At 63.8% G+C, this 19,479-nt stretch carries 21 protein-coding genes; 11 read left to right on the top strand and 10 right to left on the bottom strand.

Annotated features, from left to right (window positions below; translation table 11 throughout):
• Positions 1 to 205: 205 nt before the first annotated feature.
• A complete protein-coding gene (locus WC739_RS17255) occupies positions 206 to 1,054 on the bottom strand; it encodes a YihY/virulence factor BrkB family protein (protein ID WP_372954234.1) in 849 nt (282 codons plus the stop codon).
• 59 nt (positions 1,055 to 1,113) lie between these two features.
• Between WC739_RS17255 and WC739_RS17250 the strand changes: the two genes are divergently transcribed.
• The 7 genes from WC739_RS17250 (at position 1,114) to WC739_RS17220 (ending at position 6,529) form a co-directional block, all read left to right on the top strand.
• The gene (locus WC739_RS17250; RefSeq protein ID WP_372954233.1) at positions 1,114 to 1,980 is read left to right on the top strand and encodes an SDR family oxidoreductase; all 867 of its coding nucleotides are present in this window, start codon (positions 1,114 to 1,116) and stop codon (positions 1,978 to 1,980) included.
• A 26-nt stretch (positions 1,981 to 2,006) separates the two neighbouring features.
• Positions 2,007 to 2,198, top strand: a complete 192-nt coding sequence (locus tag WC739_RS17245; RefSeq protein ID WP_372954232.1) for a twin transmembrane helix small protein — start codon at positions 2,007 to 2,009, stop codon at positions 2,196 to 2,198.
• Positions 2,199 to 2,223: 25 nt separating this feature from the next.
• Positions 2,224 to 2,805 carry a cob(I)yrinic acid a,c-diamide adenosyltransferase gene (locus WC739_RS17240; protein ID WP_372954231.1) on the top strand — a complete coding sequence of 194 codons (582 nt, stop codon included), beginning with the start codon at positions 2,224 to 2,226 and terminating at the stop codon, positions 2,803 to 2,805.
• A gap of 30 nt (positions 2,806 to 2,835) precedes the next feature.
• Complete coding sequence (locus WC739_RS17235) at positions 2,836 to 3,627, top strand: rhomboid family intramembrane serine protease (RefSeq protein ID WP_372954230.1); 792 nt, start codon at positions 2,836 to 2,838, stop codon at positions 3,625 to 3,627.
• A gap of 203 nt (positions 3,628 to 3,830) precedes the next feature.
• Positions 3,831 to 4,580 (top strand): electron transfer flavoprotein subunit beta/FixA family protein, encoded by a 750-nt coding sequence (locus tag WC739_RS17230; RefSeq protein WP_372954229.1) that lies wholly within the window; start codon positions 3,831 to 3,833, stop codon positions 4,578 to 4,580.
• Between the two features lie 23 nt (positions 4,581 to 4,603).
• Complete coding sequence (locus WC739_RS17225) at positions 4,604 to 5,533, top strand: electron transfer flavoprotein subunit alpha/FixB family protein (RefSeq protein WP_372954228.1); 930 nt, start codon at positions 4,604 to 4,606, stop codon at positions 5,531 to 5,533.
• 117 nt (positions 5,534 to 5,650) lie between these two features.
• Positions 5,651 to 6,529 carry a 3-hydroxybutyryl-CoA dehydrogenase gene (locus tag WC739_RS17220; protein WP_372954227.1) on the top strand — a complete coding sequence of 293 codons (879 nt, stop codon included), beginning with the start codon at positions 5,651 to 5,653 and terminating at the stop codon, positions 6,527 to 6,529.
• A 123-nt stretch (positions 6,530 to 6,652) separates the two neighbouring features.
• Here WC739_RS17220 and WC739_RS17215 read toward each other — a convergent pair whose 3' ends face one another.
• The 3 genes from WC739_RS17215 to WC739_RS17205 all read right to left on the bottom strand — a co-directional run bounded on the left by WC739_RS17215 (position 6,653) and on the right by WC739_RS17205 (position 8,359).
• Positions 6,653 to 7,054 (bottom strand): OsmC family protein, encoded by a 402-nt coding sequence (locus tag WC739_RS17215; protein ID WP_372954226.1) that lies wholly within the window; start codon positions 7,052 to 7,054, stop codon positions 6,653 to 6,655.
• 113 nt (positions 7,055 to 7,167) lie between these two features.
• Positions 7,168 to 7,806 carry an NrsF family protein gene (locus WC739_RS17210; protein ID WP_372954225.1) on the bottom strand — a complete coding sequence of 213 codons (639 nt, stop codon included), beginning with the start codon at positions 7,804 to 7,806 and terminating at the stop codon, positions 7,168 to 7,170.
• A 1-nt stretch (position 7,807) separates the two neighbouring features.
• Positions 7,808 to 8,359: a sigma-70 family RNA polymerase sigma factor gene (locus WC739_RS17205; RefSeq protein ID WP_372954236.1), complete on the bottom strand. Its 552-nt coding sequence runs from the start codon at positions 8,357 to 8,359 to the stop codon at positions 7,808 to 7,810.
• Positions 8,360 to 8,564: 205 nt separating this feature from the next.
• On the opposite strand from WC739_RS17205, the gene WC739_RS17200 reads away from it, so the two are divergent.
• The 3 genes from WC739_RS17200 (at position 8,565) to WC739_RS17190 (ending at position 12,404) form a co-directional block, all read left to right on the top strand.
• The gene (locus tag WC739_RS17200) at positions 8,565 to 9,572 is read left to right on the top strand and encodes an iron ABC transporter substrate-binding protein (protein ID WP_372954224.1); all 1,008 of its coding nucleotides are present in this window, start codon (positions 8,565 to 8,567) and stop codon (positions 9,570 to 9,572) included.
• Positions 9,573 to 9,744: 172 nt separating this feature from the next.
• Positions 9,745 to 11,325, top strand: a complete 1,581-nt coding sequence (locus tag WC739_RS17195; RefSeq protein WP_372954235.1) for an ABC transporter permease — start codon at positions 9,745 to 9,747, stop codon at positions 11,323 to 11,325.
• Entirely contained in the window at positions 11,322 to 12,404 is a 1,083-nt protein-coding gene (locus WC739_RS17190) for an ABC transporter ATP-binding protein (protein ID WP_372954223.1), read from the top strand. The genes WC739_RS17195 and WC739_RS17190 overlap by 4 nt, the downstream gene beginning before the upstream one ends.
• A gap of 12 nt (positions 12,405 to 12,416) precedes the next feature.
• On the opposite strand, the gene WC739_RS17185 is transcribed toward WC739_RS17190, so the two are convergent.
• The 6 genes from WC739_RS17185 to WC739_RS17160 all read right to left on the bottom strand — a co-directional run bounded on the left by WC739_RS17185 (position 12,417) and on the right by WC739_RS17160 (position 18,574).
• The gene (locus tag WC739_RS17185; protein ID WP_372954222.1) at positions 12,417 to 13,232 is read right to left on the bottom strand and encodes a phosphodiesterase; all 816 of its coding nucleotides are present in this window, start codon (positions 13,230 to 13,232) and stop codon (positions 12,417 to 12,419) included.
• Positions 13,233 to 13,309: 77 nt separating this feature from the next.
• A complete protein-coding gene (gene ugpC / locus WC739_RS17180; protein ID WP_372954221.1) occupies positions 13,310 to 14,410 on the bottom strand; it encodes a sn-glycerol-3-phosphate ABC transporter ATP-binding protein UgpC in 1,101 nt (366 codons plus the stop codon).
• A gap of 10 nt (positions 14,411 to 14,420) precedes the next feature.
• Positions 14,421 to 15,335 carry an ABC transporter permease subunit gene (locus WC739_RS17175; RefSeq protein WP_372954220.1) on the bottom strand — a complete coding sequence of 305 codons (915 nt, stop codon included), beginning with the start codon at positions 15,333 to 15,335 and terminating at the stop codon, positions 14,421 to 14,423.
• A 7-nt stretch (positions 15,336 to 15,342) separates the two neighbouring features.
• Positions 15,343 to 16,227 (bottom strand): carbohydrate ABC transporter permease, encoded by an 885-nt coding sequence (locus WC739_RS17170; protein ID WP_372954219.1) that lies wholly within the window; start codon positions 16,225 to 16,227, stop codon positions 15,343 to 15,345.
• A gap of 96 nt (positions 16,228 to 16,323) precedes the next feature.
• A complete protein-coding gene (locus tag WC739_RS17165; protein WP_372954218.1) occupies positions 16,324 to 17,676 on the bottom strand; it encodes an extracellular solute-binding protein in 1,353 nt (450 codons plus the stop codon).
• A 217-nt stretch (positions 17,677 to 17,893) separates the two neighbouring features.
• Positions 17,894 to 18,574 carry a redoxin family protein gene (locus WC739_RS17160; protein WP_372954217.1) on the bottom strand — a complete coding sequence of 227 codons (681 nt, stop codon included), beginning with the start codon at positions 18,572 to 18,574 and terminating at the stop codon, positions 17,894 to 17,896.
• Positions 18,575 to 18,609: 35 nt separating this feature from the next.
• On the opposite strand from WC739_RS17160, the gene argH reads away from it, so the two are divergent.
• Positions 18,610 to 19,479, top strand: an 870-nt coding sequence (gene argH, locus WC739_RS17155; RefSeq protein ID WP_372954216.1) for an argininosuccinate lyase, incomplete at its 3' end; no start/stop codon positions are given.

The raw sequence follows: 19,479 nt of genomic DNA, 5'->3' as shown, positions 1-19,479 counted from the left end.
TGAGGAATTGAGGAATTGAGGAATTGAGGAATTGAGGAATTGAGGAATTGAGGAATTGAGGAATTGAGGAATTGAGGAATTGAGGAATTGAGGAATTGAGGAATTGAGGAATTGAGGAATTGAGGAATTGAGGAAAAGGCTGCCATTTCTGGTGCAGTGTCATTCTTTTTTCTTCAATTCTTCAATTCATATTTCCCTTGTTCCCTCACCCAACCCGGGCACGCGCCTCCAGATAGCGGCTGATCGCGGCATTGAGCTCGCCGCCGAGGATGAAGATCGCCGACAGCATGTAGAGGAAGACCACGGCGATCATGATCGAGGCGAGGCCGGCATAGGTCGTCACATAGGACGAGAAGTGGTCGAGATAGATGGCGAAGACGGTCGAGCCGATGAGCCAGGCCGCCAGCGTGAAAATGATGCCCGGCACGATCGAGACAAACCGCCGCTTGCCCGCCGGCAGCCAGATATGCACGGCAAACAATCCGCCGATGATGACTGCCGAGGCGATGACGTATCGCCAGAGCGTGATCGTGCCCATATAGGGCTGGATGCCTTCGATATGGGCTTCGGCCAGCCGTGCCAGCAGCGGCGCGAACACCAGCAGCACGCTGATCGCCAGGAAACCGGCCGTCGCTATCAGCACGAACAGGATGCTCTGCACCCGGCGATAGATGATGCCGCGCGTTTCCGAGACGCGGTATGCGCGGTTGAGCGACGTGCGCAGCGCCTCGATGCCGTTCGAGGCAAAGTAGGCGGCAAGCAGCACGCCATAGGTCAGAAGGTCGGTGCGCCGGACAGTCAGCACATTGAGCACTTCACGCGCGATCGGCTTGGCGATCTGTTCGGGCCATGTGTCGAAGACCAGGTGAACGGCCGTGTCGGCGAACGCCTGCGCGCCTAGGAAGCTCGCCAGCGTGGTGGCGAAGATCAGGAACGGGAACAGCGCCATCAGTGAGGTGATCGCCAGATGGCTGGCCATCGCCCAGCCGTCGTCGGTGTTAAAATGGCCGAGCGCGTCGTAGAGAACGCGCTTGAGGGCTACGATCTTCCGCATTGAGAACCGCATCCCTCCAATTGTCTCCACGCCGCGAATATGGGAAGGGATTGCGGCAAATGGCAACCCTTGGCGAAACCACGAACAGTCAGGCCGCAGAGTTGCGCTCGATCATCATTACCGGTGCGTCTTCCGGGATAGGCGCCCATTGCGCCCGTGCGCTGAAGGCCGAGGGTTGGCGGGTATTCGCCACGGCGCGAAAGCCCGAGGATCTCGCTGCACTCGAGGCTGACGGCATCGAGGCCTTCTACATGGACTATACCGAACCAGGGTCAATCGCCGCACTGGTGACGGCCGTGCTCGACCGCACCGGCGGTCGGCTCGACGCCCTGTTCAACAATGGCGCCTACGCGCAGGCCGGAGCCGTCGAGGACCTGGCGGTCAAGGTGCTGAAGGACCAGTTCGAAGCGAATTTCTTCGGCTGGCACGACCTGACCAGCCGTATCGTGCCGGTGATGCGCCGCCAGGGCCATGGCCGCATCGTTCATTGCTCGTCGATCCTCGGCCTGGTGCCGGTGCCCTTTCGCGGCGCCTATGCAGCGTCCAAATACGCGCTGGAAGCCTTGATGCTCTGCCAGCGCCAGGAACTGGCCGGCAGCGGCGTCCATGTCTCGCTGATCGAGCCCGGACCCGTGCGCTCGCGGCTGCCAAGCAATGGCCTCGCATGGTTTCTCAGGAACATCGACCACGAGACCTCCGTGCACCGCGCTGCCTACGAGGCGCAACTGGAACGGTTGCGCGCCGGCGGCAGCCAGTCGCGGCTGAAGCCAGGGCCGGAAGTGGTCCACAAGGTTCTGCGCCATGCCCTTCTGTCGCGGAGCCCGCGACCGCACTATGTGGTAACGGTGCCGGCCAGGATCGGCGCGGCGCTCAAACGCATCCTGCCGGCGTCGATGCTCTATCGCCTGATGGCAAAACGCGCCTGAGCGCGGAAAACAATTGGAAACGCACAATGGCTACCGTCTTCAACATTCTGGGCATTCTTGTCATGGTCGCCGTGGCGATCGTGCTGGTACGAGGCCTCATCAACATGATGCGCGGCGGTTCCAGCGTCACGTCGAACAAGCTGATGCAGGCACGCGTGATGTTGCAGGCGGTGGCGCTGGTGCTGATTTTGTTGGCGGTGTATTTCACCCGCAAGTGACGATACCGGCAGCGCGGGAGACGACGTGGTCAAGCTCAACAAGATCTACACCCGCACCGGCGACGATGGCACGACGGGTCTGGGCACCGGCGAACGGCGGCTGAAATCCGACCCCCGGGTCGAGGCCTATGGCACGGTCGACGAAGCCAATGCCTGTATCGGCATCGCGCGTGTCCACACCGCCTCGTCCCATCCGGCGATCGACGCCATGCTCGGCCGCATCCAGAACGATCTTTTCGACCTCGGCGCCGATCTCGCGGTGCCCGACGCCGGCAAGCCGCTCGGCTATGAGCCCTTGCGGATCACGGCCACGCAGACCGACCGCGTCGAAAGGGACATCGACCTCCTCAACAAGGACCTCGAGCCGCTCCGCTCCTTCGTCCTGAACGGCGGCACACCCGCCGCAGCCGCCCTGCATCTTGCCCGGACCGTGGCGCGGCGCGCCGAACGGCTGATGGTGGCGCTCGCCCAGGACCCGCGCGAGCACGTCAGCCGCGACGGGCTGAAATACATAAACCGCGTCTCGGATTTCCTCTTTGTCGCCGCCCGGTCGGTCAATGACAACGGAAATGCCGACGTGCTATGGATCCCCGGCAAGAACCGCTGAGCTGTTCGAAAGGCGGAAGGGCGAGCGACCATGTTCATCCCGCTTTACGACACCAACAGGCTGCGCCACATCCGCATGCAATATGTGACGATCGGCCTGATCGCGGTCAACGTCGCGGTCTATCTCATCACATCGCTCGGTGGCGAGACCTTCAACAATGCCACCGTGCTCGGGCTTGGCTTCATCCCCTCGGTCGTCCATGACACGGCCGAACTCGACCCTCGCTTTATCGTGATCCCCGAAAAGCTGAGCTACCTCACCTATTCCTTCCTGCATAACGACATTCTGCACCTTGGCGGCAACATGCTGTTCCTGTGGGTGTTCGGCGACAATGTCGAGGATGCGCTCGGACACGTCCGCTTCCTCCTCTTCTACCTGCTGAGCGCCGCCGCCGGCGCCGCCTTCCAGGGGCTCATCGCCTGGGATTCGCAAGTGCCGCTGATCGGCGCGTCGGGTGCCATTGCCGGCGTTGTCGTCGCCTACCTGATGCTCTACCCCAGGGTGAAGGTCTGGGTGCTGGCCTTTGCCCGTATTCCGCTCCGCATCCCCGCCTTCATTCCGCTTCTGCTGTGGGTGCTGTTCCAGGTGGTGATGTTTGCTCGCGGCGGCGAGGACCAGATTTCCTGGGCCTGCCATATTGGCGGCATCATCGCCGGCATCGTCCTGGTGCTGGTCCTGCGCCGCCGCGGCGTGCCGCTGTTTGCCGGCGCAGACGAGGATGCCGCGGTTGCCGTGCTCAGCCAGCAGCCCGTCGCCGCCAGGGCGGAACCGCCGGCCGCCACGCCGCGCTGGGGACGCAGCGGGGCGTCTGGTCCGGACTGAACCGATTTGAATGCCGGCACGATGTTTCGGCATATTGACGTGCGGGGTCGCCGCAACTACGGAGACGTCTCCGTTGCGGCCCGAGGCGGTCCTCAAGACGGTCAAAGACCAGAATTTCCATCCGGAATGTCGGCTTTCGACAACTCGGAAAGGGCGCGGGCTGTTATAGCGCGCCGAATTATCTCTAGAGAGGTGACAGGCAGATGAAGATCCTTGTGCCCGTGAAGCGGGTTGTGGATGCGAATGTTAAGGTTCGCGTGAAGGCCGACGGTTCGGCGGTGGAACTGGCCAACGTCAAGATGGCGATGAACCCTTTTTGCGAGATCGCGGTGGAAGAGGCGATCCGGCTCAAGGAAGCCGGCAAGGCCGACGAGATCATCGTCGTGTCGATCGGCCCGCAGCAGGCGCAGGAAACCCTGCGTACAGCACTCGCCATGGGCGCCGACCGCGCCATCCTGGTCAAGACCGACGAGCAGACCGAGCCGCTCGGCGTCGCCAAGGTGCTTAAGGGCGTCGTCGACGCGGAACAGCCCGGCCTCGTCATCCTCGGCAAGCAGGCGATCGATGACGATTCCAACCAGACCGGCCAGATGCTGGCGGCGCTGCTCGGCTGGGCGCAGGGCACCTTCGCCTCCAAGATCGTGCTCGACGGCGACAAGGCCAAGGTGACGCGTGAAGTCGATGGCGGCCTGCAGACGGTGGAACTGAAGATGCCGGCAATCGTCACCGCCGACCTTCGCCTCAACCAGCCGCGCTATGCCTCGCTGCCCAACATCATGAAGGCCAAGAAGAAGCAGCTCGACGAAAAGAGCCCGGCCGATTACGGCGTCGACGTCAAGCCGCGGCTGAAGGTGATCAAGACCGAGGAGCCGAGCGGCCGCAAGGCGGGCGTCAAGGTCAAGAGCGTCGCCGAACTGATCGACAAGCTCAGGAACGAAGCCGGCGTTTTGTAAGCGATCGGGAAAGGAACAGACAAATGGCAATTCTCCTCATCGCCGAACACGACAACGCCACCCTCTCCGAACAGACCGCCAAGGCGCTTTCGGCGGCCCTGCAGATCGGTTCGGACGTGCATGTGCTGGTAGCCGGAAAGGGCGCAAAAGGTGCGGCCGACGCGGCCGCCAAGCTCAAGGGCGTCAGCAAGGTGCTGCTGGCCGAAGCCGACGAACTCGCCGAGCGCCTCGCCGAACCGACGGCGGCGCTCGTTGTTTCGCTGGCCGGCGCCTATGACACCATCATCGCGCCGGCGACCTCGTCGGGCAAGAACATCGCGCCGCGCGTGGCGGCCCTGCTCGATGTCGCGCAGCTGTCCGAGATCATCGAAGTGGTCTCACCAGACACGTTCAAGCGGCCGATCTATGCCGGCAACGCCATCCAGACGGTGCAGTCGAGCGACGCCAAGAAGGTGATCACCGTGCGCACCGCCTCCTTCCAGGCAGCGCCCGAAGGCGGTTCGGCCACGGTCGAGACCGTCCAGGCGGCGACCAATCCGGGCCTCTCGACCTTCGTCGAGAACAGGCTGTCCGAAACCGACCGTCCCGAGCTCACCTCGGCCAGGATCATCATCTCCGGCGGTCGCGCGCTCGGCTCCTCGGAGAAGTTCCAGGAGGTTATCCTGCCGGTCGCCGACAAGCTCGGCGCCGCCGTCGGCGCCTCCCGCGCCGCAGTCGATGCCGGCTATGCGCCGAACGACTGGCAGGTCGGCCAGACCGGCAAGGTCGTCGCCCCCGATCTTTACATCGCCGTCGGCATCTCCGGCGCCATCCAGCATCTCGCCGGCATGAAGGATTCGAAGGTCATCGTCGCCATCAACAAGGACGAGGAGGCGCCGATCTTCCAGGTCGCCGACTACGGCCTGGTCGGCGACCTTTTCGCGATCCTGCCGGAACTGGAAAAGGCGCTTTGACGCTTTCCAGCAAAGCGTATTAAATAGTGAAGGGCGGGGTAGACGAAGTCGCCCCGCCCTTTTAGTTTGCACCGCACAAAAAGCAGGCCGAGAAGGCCTTTTGACGGGATCGGTGTAATGAGCAAGATCGAGACGATCGGCATCATCGGCGCGGGCCAGATGGGCGGCGGCATCGCCCACGTGTCCGCGCTTTCGGGTTACAAGGTGCTTATCTACGACATATCGCCCGACCGCATCGAAAAGGGCATCGCCACCATCAGCGGCAACATGGCCCGGCAGGTGGGGGCCGGCAAGCTCGACGAAAAGCTGCGCAACGAGGCGATGGCGCGCATAGCTTCGGCACCGGCGATGGCTGACCTTGCCGGCGCCGATCTGGTGATCGAGGCGGCGACCGAGGACGAGACCGTCAAGCGCAAGATCTACGCCCAGCTCTGCCCGCAGCTCAATCCCGAAGCCATCCTGGCCACCAACACCTCATCGATCTCGATCACGCGGCTTGCCGCGCAGACCGACCGGCCCGAGCGCTTCATCGGCATACATTTCATGAACCCGGTGCCGCTGATGAAGCTGGTCGAACTGGTGCGCGGCATCGCCACCGAGGACCAGACCTTCGAGGCGGCCAAGACCTATGTGAAACAGCTCGACAAGACGATCACGGTTTCGGAAGATTTTCCCGCATTCATCGTCAACCGCATCCTGCTGCCGATGATCAACGAGGCGATCTATACGCTCTACGAGGGTGTCGGCTCGGTCGACGCCATCGACACCGCCATGCGGCTCGGCGCAAACCATCCAATGGGACCGCTGCAGCTGGCCGACTTCATCGGCCTGGACACCTGCTTGTCGATCATGCAGGTGCTGCATGACGGCCTGTCGGATTCAAAATACCGCCCCTGCCCCCTGCTGGTGAAATATGTCGAGGCCGGCTGGCTCGGCCGCAAGACCGGGCGAGGCTTCTACGACTATCGCGGCGAGCATCCCGTCCCGACGCGCTAGAGCAGTTCACCGTTTCACGGAAACGGCAAACCGCTCTAACTCTTTGTTTTGACGCGATTCCCAAGGGAAAGCGCTTGCGCGCCTTTCCCGGGAAAACCGCTTCACACTTTTCCTGGAATTGCTCTAGTCTCCGAGCGTCACCGATATTCCGCGGTTCAGGGAATTCATCGCCATCGATATCTCACCCGTTCGCCGAATGAGGTCGGTGCAGTCCGAACCGTCCGCCGCCTGAACCTTGACGTGCAAGATCGCATCGGTCGCGATGATCGGGTCACCCTGCAACGTCACCTCCACGGAGATGCTAATCTCCTTGATCGCCAGGTCTCTTTCAGCAGCGACGTACCGCAGGTCATTGGCGAAGCATCCGCCGATCGTGAGGCCCAGCAGCTCGGCACCATTGAATCCCAATCCAAGGCCGCCTGCTCTGCCCACGGCTCGATCGATGACGAGGGTGTGGCTCCCCGCCCAGCCCATGGCGGCTTGCGTGCCCTCCACGTTCCTGATCTCGATGGTTACAGTCTGCATCTTGCACTCCCCTCATGCCGGACCAACGCTCCAGCATCTCATCAGGGGGAGATGAACTGCAAGATCCGTTGCCTGCTGCTGCGGGCGCGGCGGCCGTGTGCGCAGCACGCTGATTACCAGCGTACCAAAAAGCGTCCGCCGAGCGCACCAATCAGAGCCAGCGCCGCGATCGCCACCGTATACCAGGCACCGACGAACAGCGGCGAGTCGTCGAAGCAGTGCGCGGCGTAGAAGGTCGCCGCCAGCCCGCCGGCAAGCAGGCCCGCGACCGTACCGGCAAGCACCGGCCGCGTCGGGGCGCCATAGCGCAGAATCGCCAGGAAGATCGCAAGCGGGCCGATGCCGATCAGCGGGATGAGGCCCATGCAGATCATCATGTTGTGGCCGACAAGGCGTGCGCCCCATTCGGCCTGGGGCACCGCGAAGAGTTCCAGCACAACCGCCGCCGCGACCAGCAGCGGAGCCACGATCAAGCCCGCCATTGCCCGCCCTGTCGCGGCACCGGGCGTCGACAGGCCACGGATCAGGGCGAAAGCGCTGACGGCAAGCACAATTGTGAAGACGAATTTGGAGAGGAAGCGCATCGTATGCGCGGCCGCCATGAAATCGGGCCGCGGCCCGATCGTCAGCAGGAAGACGATCGCCGCCACCACGGTGGCCGCTCCGGCGGCCAGCCACCAGGCAGACTGCAGCGGCATTGCCCTGTCTCGCGCATCGGCGTCAAGCGCCTTGATGAGATCGTCAGTCCTCATGTCATTCCCGCCCGAACCGCCCCTGACCGAATCGCTTGCCTATCGCGGCAAGGCCCCGATGCAGCGATACGCGCACCGCCGTCTCGCTGATGCCGAACTTCGCCGCCGTCTCACCGATCGAGCGCCCTTCCACCGATATGGCCGAGACCACCGAACGCTGTGCCGGCGACAGGCCGTCCAACGCCCGGTTGATGTCGCGTTCGCTGACGGTTTCCGGCTCCGGCTCGGCCAGCGTCTCGGCTATGTCGTCGACATCGATCTCGATACGCCGTCCGCGCCGCCGGAAAGCGTCAATGAGCTTGAAGCGGGCGATCGCATAGACCCATGGCAACACCGGCGCGTCCTGGCGCCAGGTATGTCGTTTCATATGAATGGCCAGCAAGGTTTCCTGCACGACGTCCTCGGGATCGACTCCGCCCTGCACGATCTTGCGCCTGACGAAACCACGAACCAGCGCGGCGATCCGGTGCAGAAAGTCGGCGTAAGCCCTTTCATCTCCAGCGATCGCGGCCCGTATAAGCCGGGAAAGCTCGGCCTCGTCCTTGCCGGTCACAAGAGTCACTCCCCAGATTTCGCGCCTCGGCGCCGGTTTGTTACGTGGTAGGCGAAATAAAGTCCAAGCCAAACTACCGACGCATCACGAAACTGTGCGGCTCTGGCCTCGACCGAAATCCGCAAGAAAATGTTGACTATTCGTATCAGGTATTGATAGGTGCCGCCGTGACATACCCAGGATTCCGGATATCGAGGACAGTGCCATGAGATTCACGCTTTCCCCCCTCGTCGGCGCCGCCGTGCTGGCCATCAGCCTGATCGCCGGCCCGGCGCTGGCGCAAGACGATGGCATCATCGTCTACAACGCCCAGCACGAAAACCTGACCAAAGCGTGGGCCGAGGGCTTCACCAAGGAGACGGGCATCAAGGTCACCGTGCGCAATGGCGGCGACAGCGACTTCTCCAACCAGATCGTCGCCGAAGGCTCGTCCTCGCCGGCCGATGTGTTCCTGACGGAAAACTCGCCGGCCATGGTGTTGGTCGAGAGTGCCGGCCTGTTCGCGCCGGTCGACGCGGACACTCTGGCGCAGGTGCCGCAGGATTTCCAGCCGGCCAGCGGCAAATGGGTCGGCGTCGCCGCTCGCAGCACGGTCTTTGTCTACAACAAGGCCAAGCTCGGCACCGACCAGTTGCCCAAGTCGCTGCTCGACCTTGCTGATCCGAGCTGGAAAGGCCGCTGGGCCGCCTCGCCATCCGGGGCCGATTTCCAGGCCATCGTCAGCGCCCTGCTGCAGCTCAAGGGCGAAGCCGCCACGGCGGAATGGCTGAAGGCGATGAAAGAGAATTTCACCGCCTACAAGGGCAACGGAACGGTCATGAAGGCGGTCAACGCCGGCGAGATCGAAGGCGGCGTGATCTATCACTATTACTATTTCGGCGATCAGGCCAAGACCGGCGAAAACAGCAAGAATGTCGGCCTGCACTATTTCAAGAACCAGGACCCCGGCGCCTTCGTCTCGATTTCCGGCGGCGGCGTCCTTGCCTCCAGCAAGCATCCCAAGGAGGCCCAGGCTTTCCTGAAATGGGTTACCGGCAAGGGCGGCCAGGAGGTACTCAAGACCGGCGATTCATTCGAGTACGCGGTCGGCAAGGGCGCCGGGTCCAATCCCAAGCTGGTGCCGCTGGCCGATCTGCAGGCGCCAAAGGTCGACGCCACGACACTCAATTCCAGGAAGGTCACCGACCTGTTGACGGCAGCCGGCTTGCTTTAGTTGGCATTCTCCCTAAAAGGACAGCCGACCACGCTCCCGCGGAAATCCAAGTTCCGCGGGAGTGATTTGTTTTCGAGATGGCATTCGTCGATGACGACACGCTGTGTTCCAGGCCGCGATCGCGGTCTTTCAATTGCCGCCGCCGCACGGCAACGGCGCGGTGTCTGAACCGATGCCGTCCGCGGTCGATCTCGCGCGCTCAAGCCTGCCCGCCGGCGCGGGCTGCAGGTCACGGCAACGCACGGCTCCGTGGATTGTCCTTGCCGCCATCCTGGTTTCGCTGCTGGCGCTGGTGCCGCTTGCCTTCATCGTCTGGATCGCGGTGCAGACCGGCTGGGAAACGGTCTCTGCACTGGTCTTCCGGCCGCGCGTCGGCGAGCTCCTGGTCAACACTGTCCTGCTGGTGCTGATCACCGTGCCGATCACCATCGTGCTGTCGGTGGCGCTGGCCTGGCTGACCGAGCGCAGCGATCTGCCCGGCGCAAGGCTGTGGGCCTGGCTGTGCGTGGCGCCGCTCGCCATCCCCGCCTTCGTCCACAGCTACGCCTGGATCACCCTGGTGCCGGGGCTGCACGGCCTCGGGGCAGGCGTGCTGGTTTCCGTCATCGCCTATTTCCCGTTCCTCTATCTGCCGGTGTCGGCGGCGTTGCGCCGTCTCGATCCGGCGCTGGAGGACGCGGCCGCCGCGCTCGGCCTCGGCCCAAGGCGGGTCTTCGCCCGCGTGGTGTTGCCGCAATTGCGGCTCGCCATCTGTGGCGGCTCGCTGCTGGTCGGGCTGCACCTGCTGGCCGAGTATGGACTTTATGTCTTCATCCGCTTCGACACCTTCACCACGGCGATCGTCGACCAGTTCCAGTCGACTTTCAACGGACCGGCCGCCAACATGCTGGCCGGCGTTCTGGTGAGCTGCTGTCTGGTGCTGCTTGGTCTCGAAGTGCTGGTGCGTGGCGAGGAACGCTACGCCCGCGTTGGCTCGGGCGCGGCGCGACACCAACAACGCTCGCGCCTCGGACACGCAACGCTTCCTTGCCTGCTCCTGCTCGCCGCCACCGCGCTGCTCTCGCTTGGCGTGCCGTTCGTCACCATTGGCCGCTGGCTCGCCGCCGGTGGCACCGGGGTCTGGCGCCTCGACGAGATCGGCCTGGCCCTCGGCCAGACGCTGTTCCTGGCGGCCGCCGGAGCGCTGCTGGCCACCGTCGCCGCCATGCCGATGGCGTGGATCTCGATCCGCGCGCCGGGACCGCTGCAACGCCTGCTGGAAGGCTGCAACTACATCGTAGGCTCCCTGCCCGGCGTCGTCATCGCGCTGGCGCTGGTCACCATCACGGTCCGCGTCGCCCTGCCGCTCTACCAGACCCTGTTCACCATCCTGGTGGCCTATGCGCTGATGTTCCTGCCGCGCGCGCTGGTCAGCCTGCGGGCCTCGATCGCGCAGGCGCCGGTCGAACTCGAACGCGCGGCCTCCAGCCTCGGCCGGTCGCCGCTCAATGCGCTGTGGTCGACGACGATCCGCCTGTCAGCGCCAGGCGCCGCCGCCGGCATGGCGCTGGTGGCGCTCGGCATCATGAATGAACTGACCGCCACGCAGATGCTGGCGCCCAACGGCACCCGCACGCTGGCGATGGCGTTCTGGTCCTACAGCGGCGAAATCGACTACGCCTCGGCCGCGCCCTACGCCCTCATCATGGTGGCGATGTCGCTGCCCTTGACCTGGCTGCTCTACGTCCAGTCGAAACGGATGGCCGGGCGATGAGCATTCTCGAACTCAATGGCTTGTACAAACGCTACGGTCCGGTGGCGGCGGTGGCCGGCCTCGACCTGAGCGTCGCCAGCGGCAGCCGCACCGCGATCGTCGGGCCGTCCGGTTGCGGCAAGACGACATTGCTGCGCCTCATCGCCGGCTTCGAGGTCCCCGACCAGGGCCGCATCGCCCTGGGCGGCGAGGTGCTGGCCGGGGACGATGGCGCGGTGCCGGCCTATCGCCGCGGCATCGGCGTGGTGGCGCAGGATGGCGCTTTGTTCCCGCATTTGACCATCGGCGACAATATCGGGTTCGGCATGAGTCGCGGCGATGACAGGCGCGCCGAGCGCATCGTCGAACTCGCCTATATCGTCGGCCTCGACAAGGCGATCCTGAAACGCCGCCCGCACGAACTCTCCGGCGGCCAGCAGCAGCGCGTGGCGCTGGCCCGGGCCATGGCGATGAAACCCAGGCTGATGCTTCTCGACGAGCCCTTCTCGGCGCTGGATACCGGCCTGCGCGCCTCGATGCGCAAGGCCGTGGCCGAACTTCTGGAGGCGGCCGGCATCACCACAATCCTGGTGACGCATGACCAGGCAGAGGCGCTCTCCTTTGCCAGCCAGGTGGCGGTGATGCGCGACGGCAAGTTCTCGCAGGTCGGCTCGCCGCGCGACCTCTACCTCAAACCCAAGGACCGGATGATCGCCGAGTTCCTCGGTGACGCCATCATCCTGCCGGCCAAGATAGCGGATGGTTTCGCCAACTCGCCGCTTGGGCGCGTCGCCGTCGACACAAGGGAGCGGCGCGATCTCGCCCGCATCATGTTGCGGCCCGAACAGATCGGGTTGAAGCGAACATCGCGCGAGGGCATGTCGGGCACATCGGACATGCCGTTCGGCGAGGTGACGGAATCGGAATTCGCCGGCTCCATGTGCACGATCGCGGTGCGACTCCTGAACAATGCCGACCCGCCCGATGCCGCCGCGATCGGCAACACGCCGCTGATCCTTCGAAAGCCTGGCATGGACGCGCCGGCCGTCGGCGAGATCGTGCGGCTGACCGTGTCGGGCAAGGCGCATGTTTTTGCCTGAGGGCAGGACCGTTCAAACGCCTGTTGCGATGCGCTGGCCGGTTCGCGTCGAATAGACGGGCCACCGTTCCAGGAAATCGCATGTATGCACGATCACCCTCTCCCCGGCGCGGTCGACAAGGATGACCGCATAGGAGGGCGGCGCCTGCTCGACGATCGGCCGGGAGACGGCAAGATCGAGCACGAATCTGGCGTGAAGGCCGCGCTGCGCGCAGAACGGTATGCCGCCGACACTGCCCGAAACATCACGATGCACATGCCCGAAGAAAACCTGCCGGACCTGTCCGTGAAGACTCAGAAGGTCGAGGAACCGTTCCGGCCGCTCCAGGCCGAGCGGGTCGAGCTCCGGCAGTCCGAGCTCCACCGGCGGATGATGCAGGAAGACCAGCAGCGGCCGGCCGGCCGCTATCGCGAGCTGGCCCTCCAGCCAGGCGAGCCGCCTGTCGCACAACTCGCCGCCGACGCGCCCTTCGGCCAGGCTGTCGAGAAACAGCAGAACCGCCTCGCCGCCGTCATGGACCGATTGCACGAACCCGTTGTCATCGACCGGGCATTCGGGAAACGCGGCGACCAGATTGGCACGCTTGTCGTGGTTGCCGGGTAGCAGCCGCGAGGGCATCGAAAGCGCGCCCAGGGCCGCCCTGAGATCGGCGTAGCTGGCTGGGTCGCCATCGTCGGTCAGGTCTCCGGTGAAAACGCACAGCGCCGCATCGCCGTGATGGGCGTTGATGTGCTCGATGCATTTGTCGAGCCGCTCGTGCAGGTCGGCGCCAAAGCGCACTTCTCCGCGTCGACCGAGATGGGTGTCCGTGACCTGGATGATCTTCATGCCGCTACCCCTGGTTTGCGGAAAACGCGCGGCCTGCCGGTATCGGAAAAAGCCGTCGCCCTGAAAAGGCTCGACCCCTAAAGTGCGGGGACCGGCGCGAGGGTCCTGAACACATCGAGACGCGCACCCGTCTGGGATGAGAAGAAGTGCAGCTCGTCGGAGGGAAAGCGCAGCCCGACTGCCGTTCCGGGCTCGGCATTGACGGTCTCCGAGGTCATCACCGAAAATGGTACGCCATCGAGGTCGACATGGATGACGCGCCCCGCGCCCAGCTCCTCGACCAGGTCGACAGTGGCATCGAGCGCCCCTGCAGTGCCTGGGGCCACCAGGCGCACCGCTTCCGGCCGGACACCGACCGCCACCTGCGTGCCCACCGGCATTCCGACTCGCGGAATGGCAAGGCGCCGGCTGCCGCCAAGCAGCGCAAGCCCGTCAAGCTCGACCGTGCCCTCGAGCATGTTCATCGCCGGCGCACCGACGAAAGTCGCAACGAAGCGGCTGGCCGGTCGACTGTAGATTTCACCCGGCGTGCCGACCTGCTCGACGCGTCCGCCATTCATCACCACCAGCCTGTCGGCAAGCGTCATCGCCTCGACCTGGTCGTGCGTTACGAAAACCGATGTCGCGTTCAGCCGACGGTGCAGCTTGCGGATTTCAGACCGCATCTGGACGCGCAGCTTGGCATCGAGGTTGGATAGCGGCTCGTCGAACAGGAACACTTTCGGTTCGCGGATCATGGCGCGGCCCATGGCCACGCGCTGCCTTTGGCCGCCGGAAAGCGCCATCGGCTTGCGGTCGAGCAGCTGTTCGAGCTCCAGCGTCCGGGCCACCGCCTGGACGCGCCGCGTGCGCTCGGCGGCGGCAACGCCCGCGACCTTGAGCGAATAGCCGATGTTCTGCGCCACGCTCATATGCGGATAGAGCGCGTAGTTCTGGAACACCATGGCGCAGCCGCGCTCGCGCGGCTCCAGCCGGTTGACGACAATGCCGTCGATCGCGATCGTGCCGCCGGAGATATCCTCCAGCCCGGCGATCATGCGCAGCAGCGTGGACTTGCCGCAGCCGGACGGCCCGAGGATGACGACGAATTCGCCCGAGCCGATGTCGAGGTTCACGCCATGCACGACCTGCATCTTGGCGTAGCTCTTCTTGACGTCGCGAATGGTGATGGAGGCCATTGGCCGTCTCCTATTTCTCGGTGGCGATGAGGCCGCGCACGAACCAGCGCTGCATGAGCACCACGACGACCAGTGGCGGCAGCATGACGATGAGCGTTCCGGCCATGGCGATGTTCCACTCCGGAATACCGCCGACATTGGGAATAAGCTGCTTGAGCTCGGTCACCGCCGTCGCGTGCGACTGGTCGGTGGTGATGAGCAGCGGCCACAGATACTGGTTCCACGCCCACAGGAACATGATGGTCCCAAGCGCCGCCATGTTGTTGCGAGACAGCGGCAGCAGGATGTCGAGGAAGAAGCGCAGCGGCCCGGCGCCGTCCATGCGCGCCGCCTCGGTTAGCTCGTCGGGAACCGTCAGGAAGAACTGGCGATACAGGAACGTGCCGGTAGCGGTCGCGACCAGCGGCAGGATCAGGCCGGTATAGGAATTGAGCAACCCGAGGCTGAGCGAAACCTGGACGCCCGAAACCTTCTCGATGAGCCAGGTCATACCGGTCAGGTCGAGGATCGTCTGGTACGGCGACAGCACGTTGGCGACGACCGCATAGGTCGGCACGATGCGCACCTCCAGCGGCAGCATCAGCGTGACGAAGATCAGCCAGAAGATGAAGGTGCGGCCGGGATAGCGGAAATAGACGATCGAGAAGGCGGTGAGCGCCGAGATGATCACTTTGCCGCCGGCGACGCCCGCGGCCATGATGAAGCTGTTCAAGAGCTTGGGGCCGAGGTCGGCCGTCGTCCAAGCCGTCTCGACGTTGAGCCAGAAATCGCTGCCCGGCAGCAGCGACATCGGCACGTCGTTGACATCCCTGAGATTGTGCGACGCCGCGATCGCCACAATCGCGAACGGCGCGATGCAGAGCAGGAAACCGAGGAACAGGACCACATGCGTGAACAGATTGAGAAAGGGGGTGCGCTCTACCATGCCGGCATCACCTGTAGTGCACGCGCCGCTCGATGAAGCGGAACTGGAATATGGTCAGCACGATGATGAGCAGCATCAGGATGATGCTTTGCGCGGCCGCCCCCGAGTAGTCGAGGCCTTTGAAGCCGTCGGAATAAATCTTGTAGACCATCAAATTGGTGGCGTTGGCCGGGCCGCCGGAGGTCATGATGTCGACGATGGCAAAGGAATCCTGGAAGCTCTCCGTGATGTTGATCACCAGCAGGAAGAAGATCGTCGGCGTGATCAGCGGAAACTGGATATCCCAGAACCGCCTGACGACGCCGGATCCGTCCATCGCCGCCGCCTCGATCAGCGAACGCGGAATGGCCTGGAACGCGGCGAGGAAGAAGATGAAGTTGTAGCCGACATATTTCCACGAGAAGGCAACGATGATCGAGGCCATGGCGTCGGCGCCGTCGAGGCCGGGATCCCAGAAGCCGGGCCAGGCGCGGTTGACGATGGCCATGAAGCCGGCTTCCGGAGCCAGGATGAAACGGAATGCCATGGCCAATGCCGGCGCGGCGATGCCGTAGGGCCAGATCAGTACCACGCGATAGAAACGCGAGCCGGCGAGCTGGCGGTCGGTCAGAGCCGCCAGCAACAAGCCGATGAACATGGCCAGGCCGGTGCTGATCCCGGCGAAGACGAGGCTGGCGGAGATCGAATTCCAATAGTCGGGGTTGGACAGGATCGAACGGAAATTGTCGAGGCCGACCCAGATGTTGCCGCCGCCCCAGGGCTGCTGCAGCGTCAGCGACCAGTAAATCGCCTGGCCGGCCGGCCAGTAGAAGAACGTGAAGATCAGCAGGAGTTGCGGCACCGCGAAAAGGATGCCGATCGTCGATTTGCTGAAAGTGACGCGTTTTTCCATCGATCCGCCGATGCCGTTGAGCCGTGCGCTTGCCTTGGCGGAATGTGAAATGGCCGCCCGCCGATTCCCGGCGGACGGCCCTTCCGCTATCCGGGATCAGGGCAGGGTCTTACCCGGATAGGTCTGCTGGAAGCGTTCGAGAATGGCGTTTCCATTCTTGACCAATGCGTCGAGGCCTTCCTGGACGCTGACTTTGTTGGCGAAGATCGCCTGCATCTGCGTGCCGAATTCGGCACGGATCTGCGTGAAATTGCCGAGGCGCACGCCGCGGGTGATTTCGGTCGGCTCGGAAGCGGTCAGGCTGGCGATCGCGACCTCGCGGCCCTTGTAGGGCGCCTTGTCGTAGAAGCCGGTGGATTTCATGTAATCGAAGCCCGACTTGGTCACCGGGATGTAGCCGGTGTTGGTCGACCAGAACAGCGCCGTCTTGGGGTCATGGATGAAGTTGAGGAACGCGGCCGCGCCCTTGTACTCGGCATCCGACTTGCCGGAGAGAACCCACAGCGACGCGCCGCCGACGAGAGAATTCTTGCGCTCCGTGCCGGCATAGGCCGGGAGTTCGGCGACATCCCAGTTCATGCCTTCCTTCTGGGTCCTGCCGACCGTGCCGTGGTCGCCGACCGAGGTCAAGATGACCTGGCATGTACCGGACGCGAAGGCCTGCACCATGTCCTGGCCAAGGTCCTTCGACTTGATCTTGATGAGACCGGCATCATACCACTTCTTCAAGTCGGTGACATACTGGACGAACTTGGTCTTGTTGACCTCCAGGCGCGCGTCGAGGCCGTCATAGCCGTTGTTCTTGGTGGCGACGGGCTGGTTGTGGATGGCCGAGAACTGCTCCATCAACTGCCAGCTTTCATTGGCCGAGATGTTGATGGCCATCGGGCATTCGTAGCCGGCGTCCTTCATCGCCTGCAGGTCGGCGCCGACGTCTTCCCAGGTCTTGGGCGCTTCGGTCTTGCCGATCTTGGCGAAGGCATCCTTGTTCCAGTACATCAGCGCGGTCGACGAATTGAACGGGAAGGACAGCATTTCGCCCTTCGACGTCGCGTAATAGCGCGCGATGCCGGGGAAATAGTCGGCGTAGTCGATCTTGTAGCCGTTTTCTTCCATCAGCTTGTCGGCGGGCTTGTAGGCGCCCGACAGCATCATGGTGGCGGTGCCCACGTCATAGACCTGGACGACGGTAGGCTGCTTGCCGGCGCGGAAAGCGGCGATCGTGTTCTGCAGCGTGGCATCGTAATTGCCCTGGCTGGTGCAGACGGCTTCATAGTCCTTCTGGGACTCGTTGAAGTTCTTGCACATGGTGTCGACGACACGGGCGAGGTCGCCCGAAAGGCCGAACCAGAAATCGAATTTCACCGGCTCCGCGAACGCAGGCATCGCCAGCGCGGTGCTCAGCGTGGCCGCGGCAAGGGCAGCGAGGCCCCGCTTGATCATGCTCATGATGTCTTCCCTTTTGAGTGGCTGTTGACAAGGGTTGCGCAAGTCCTTGCCCGCTCTCTTAGAGAAGGTATGTGACAGTTCTGCTGTTGCTTGGAGGCTGGAGCTTCTCGCCCCGGCGGATGCGCAGGGACGAAATGCCACGGCGGCACATTAGCTGGTGAGGACGGATCAAGACGCCAGTGATCGTCGATCCGCGTGAGGCCGCGAGGCGACTGCCTTAGCTGCCCAGCGCCGTTTCGATCAGCCGCTTGGCGTCCGGTCCCGCCCATTCGGCCGGGCCATTCATGTGGGCGATCAGGCAGCCTTCGCCATCGACGAGCATGGTGACAGGCAGGCCAAGCGCCAGGCCGCGTGTCTTGAGGTCGTTGAACAACGCCATCGTCGAGTCGCGATAATAGCCCAGTGTCTCGACGCCGGTGTCCTTGAGGAACTTCTTCGGCTTCACGTCGTCGCCGGCATCGACATTGACGGCAACCACCTGGAAGGCGTCGCTGCCCTTTTCCTTTTGCAGCGCGTCAAGCGCAGGCATTTCGGCGCGGCAGGGCGCGCACCAGGTCGCCCACAAATTGAGCAGCACGGTCCTGCCGGCATGGTCGGCGATCGTCATCGGCTTGCCGTCCGGACCATTGAAGGCAAGGGTCTTCAGGGATTGCGGCGGATCGGCCGGCAACAGCGCCGCCACTTCGCCGGTGGCCGCGGACGCCACCTTCTTGGCGCGCTCGCTCTTTGCGGCGCAGGCAACATCGTCCTTGCTGTCGCCAACCGCGACTTGGCCCGCGGCATTGTTGCCAGACCGGCTCTCGCTGACATATACCGCGACCGCGCCGGCCAGCACGCCCGCCACCAGGGCGGCGAGGATCAGGCGGGGGGCCGGGAAGAATCTTTTACCGTCTGCCATTTTCTCAAAACTGCTCCGAAGCACGGGTTATAGCGATGAGCGACAAGAAGACCAGCAACCAGATGTGGGGCGGACGTTTTGCCTCGGGCCCCGCCGCGATCATGGAAGCGATCAACGCGTCGATCTCCTTCGACCGAAAACTCTATGCGCAGGACATCAGAGGCTCGATCGCCCACAGCGAGATGCTGGCGCAAACGGGCATTATTTCGGCGGCCGATCAAGAAAAAATCGCTCACGGGCTGAACACGATCCTGAAAGAGATCGAGGCCGGCACGTTCGAGTTCTCGACCAGGCTGGAAGACATCCACATGAACATCGAGGCGCGCCTCGCCGAACTGATCGGCCCGGCCGCGGGCCGTCTGCACACCGCCCGCTCGCGCAACGACCAGGTGGCGGTCGACCTGAGGCTGTGGGTCAAGGACGAGTGCTTTCGTGTCGCCGAGGCGCTGAAGGGGCTGATGGCGGCGCTGCTGGAGCGGGCCGAGGAGCATGCGTCGACCGTGATGCCGGGCTTCACCCACATGCAGGCGGCGCAGCCGGTGACCTTCGGCCACCATTGCATGGCCTACGTCGAGATGTTTTCGCGCGACCTGTCGCGGGTGCGCGACGCGATCGAGCGGATGGACGAAAGCCCGCTTGGGGCGGCGGCACTTGCCGGCACCAGCTTCCCGATCGATCGCCACCAGACCGCCAGAGTGCTCGGTTTCCGCGAGCCGATGCGCAATTCCCTGGACAGCGTCTCGGACCGCGATTTCGCTCTGGAGTTCCTCGCCATGGCGGCGATCTGCGCGACCCACCTGTCGCGGCTCGCCGAGGAGATCATCATCTGGTCGACGCCGCAATTCGGCTTCGTCAGGCTGTCGGATTCCTTCTCCACCGGCTCATCGATCATGCCGCAGAAGAAA

Origin of the sequence: Mesorhizobium sp. (genome assembly GCF_041661565.1) — a bacterium.
GTDB lineage: Bacteria > Pseudomonadota > Alphaproteobacteria > Rhizobiales > Rhizobiaceae > Mesorhizobium.
The sequence above is the reverse complement of the archived record's forward strand: the minus strand, read 5'-3'. Positions and strand labels throughout refer to the sequence as shown.

Excerpts from the sequence above, each read along its gene's own strand:
- WC739_RS17255 (WP_372954234.1), bottom strand. The coding sequence starts at position 1,054 with ATGCGGAAGATCGTAGCCCTCAAGCGCGTTCTCTACGACGCGCTCGGC.
- WC739_RS17250 (WP_372954233.1), top strand. The coding sequence starts at position 1,114 with ATGGCAACCCTTGGCGAAACCACGAACAGTCAGGCCGCAGAGTTGCGC.
- WC739_RS17245 (WP_372954232.1), top strand. The coding sequence starts at position 2,007 with ATGGCTACCGTCTTCAACATTCTGGGCATTCTTGTCATGGTCGCCGTG.
- WC739_RS17235 (WP_372954230.1), top strand. The coding sequence starts at position 2,836 with ATGTTCATCCCGCTTTACGACACCAACAGGCTGCGCCACATCCGCATG.
- WC739_RS17230 (WP_372954229.1), top strand. The coding sequence starts at position 3,831 with ATGAAGATCCTTGTGCCCGTGAAGCGGGTTGTGGATGCGAATGTTAAG.
- WC739_RS17225 (WP_372954228.1), top strand. The coding sequence starts at position 4,604 with ATGGCAATTCTCCTCATCGCCGAACACGACAACGCCACCCTCTCCGAA.
- WC739_RS17220 (WP_372954227.1), top strand. The coding sequence starts at position 5,651 with ATGAGCAAGATCGAGACGATCGGCATCATCGGCGCGGGCCAGATGGGC.
- WC739_RS17215 (WP_372954226.1), bottom strand. The coding sequence starts at position 7,054 with ATGCAGACTGTAACCATCGAGATCAGGAACGTGGAGGGCACGCAAGCC.
- WC739_RS17210 (WP_372954225.1), bottom strand. The coding sequence starts at position 7,806 with ATGAGGACTGACGATCTCATCAAGGCGCTTGACGCCGATGCGCGAGAC.
- WC739_RS17200 (WP_372954224.1), top strand. The coding sequence starts at position 8,565 with ATGAGATTCACGCTTTCCCCCCTCGTCGGCGCCGCCGTGCTGGCCATC.
- WC739_RS17195 (WP_372954235.1), top strand. The coding sequence starts at position 9,745 with ATGCCGTCCGCGGTCGATCTCGCGCGCTCAAGCCTGCCCGCCGGCGCG.
- WC739_RS17190 (WP_372954223.1), top strand. The coding sequence starts at position 11,322 with ATGAGCATTCTCGAACTCAATGGCTTGTACAAACGCTACGGTCCGGTG.
- WC739_RS17185 (WP_372954222.1), bottom strand. The coding sequence starts at position 13,232 with ATGAAGATCATCCAGGTCACGGACACCCATCTCGGTCGACGCGGAGAA.
- ugpC (WP_372954221.1), bottom strand. The coding sequence starts at position 14,410 with ATGGCCTCCATCACCATTCGCGACGTCAAGAAGAGCTACGCCAAGATG.
- WC739_RS17175 (WP_372954220.1), bottom strand. The coding sequence starts at position 15,335 with ATGGTAGAGCGCACCCCCTTTCTCAATCTGTTCACGCATGTGGTCCTG.
- WC739_RS17170 (WP_372954219.1), bottom strand. The coding sequence starts at position 16,227 with ATGGAAAAACGCGTCACTTTCAGCAAATCGACGATCGGCATCCTTTTC.
- WC739_RS17165 (WP_372954218.1), bottom strand. The coding sequence starts at position 17,676 with ATGAGCATGATCAAGCGGGGCCTCGCTGCCCTTGCCGCGGCCACGCTG.
- WC739_RS17160 (WP_372954217.1), bottom strand. The coding sequence starts at position 18,574 with ATGGCAGACGGTAAAAGATTCTTCCCGGCCCCCCGCCTGATCCTCGCC.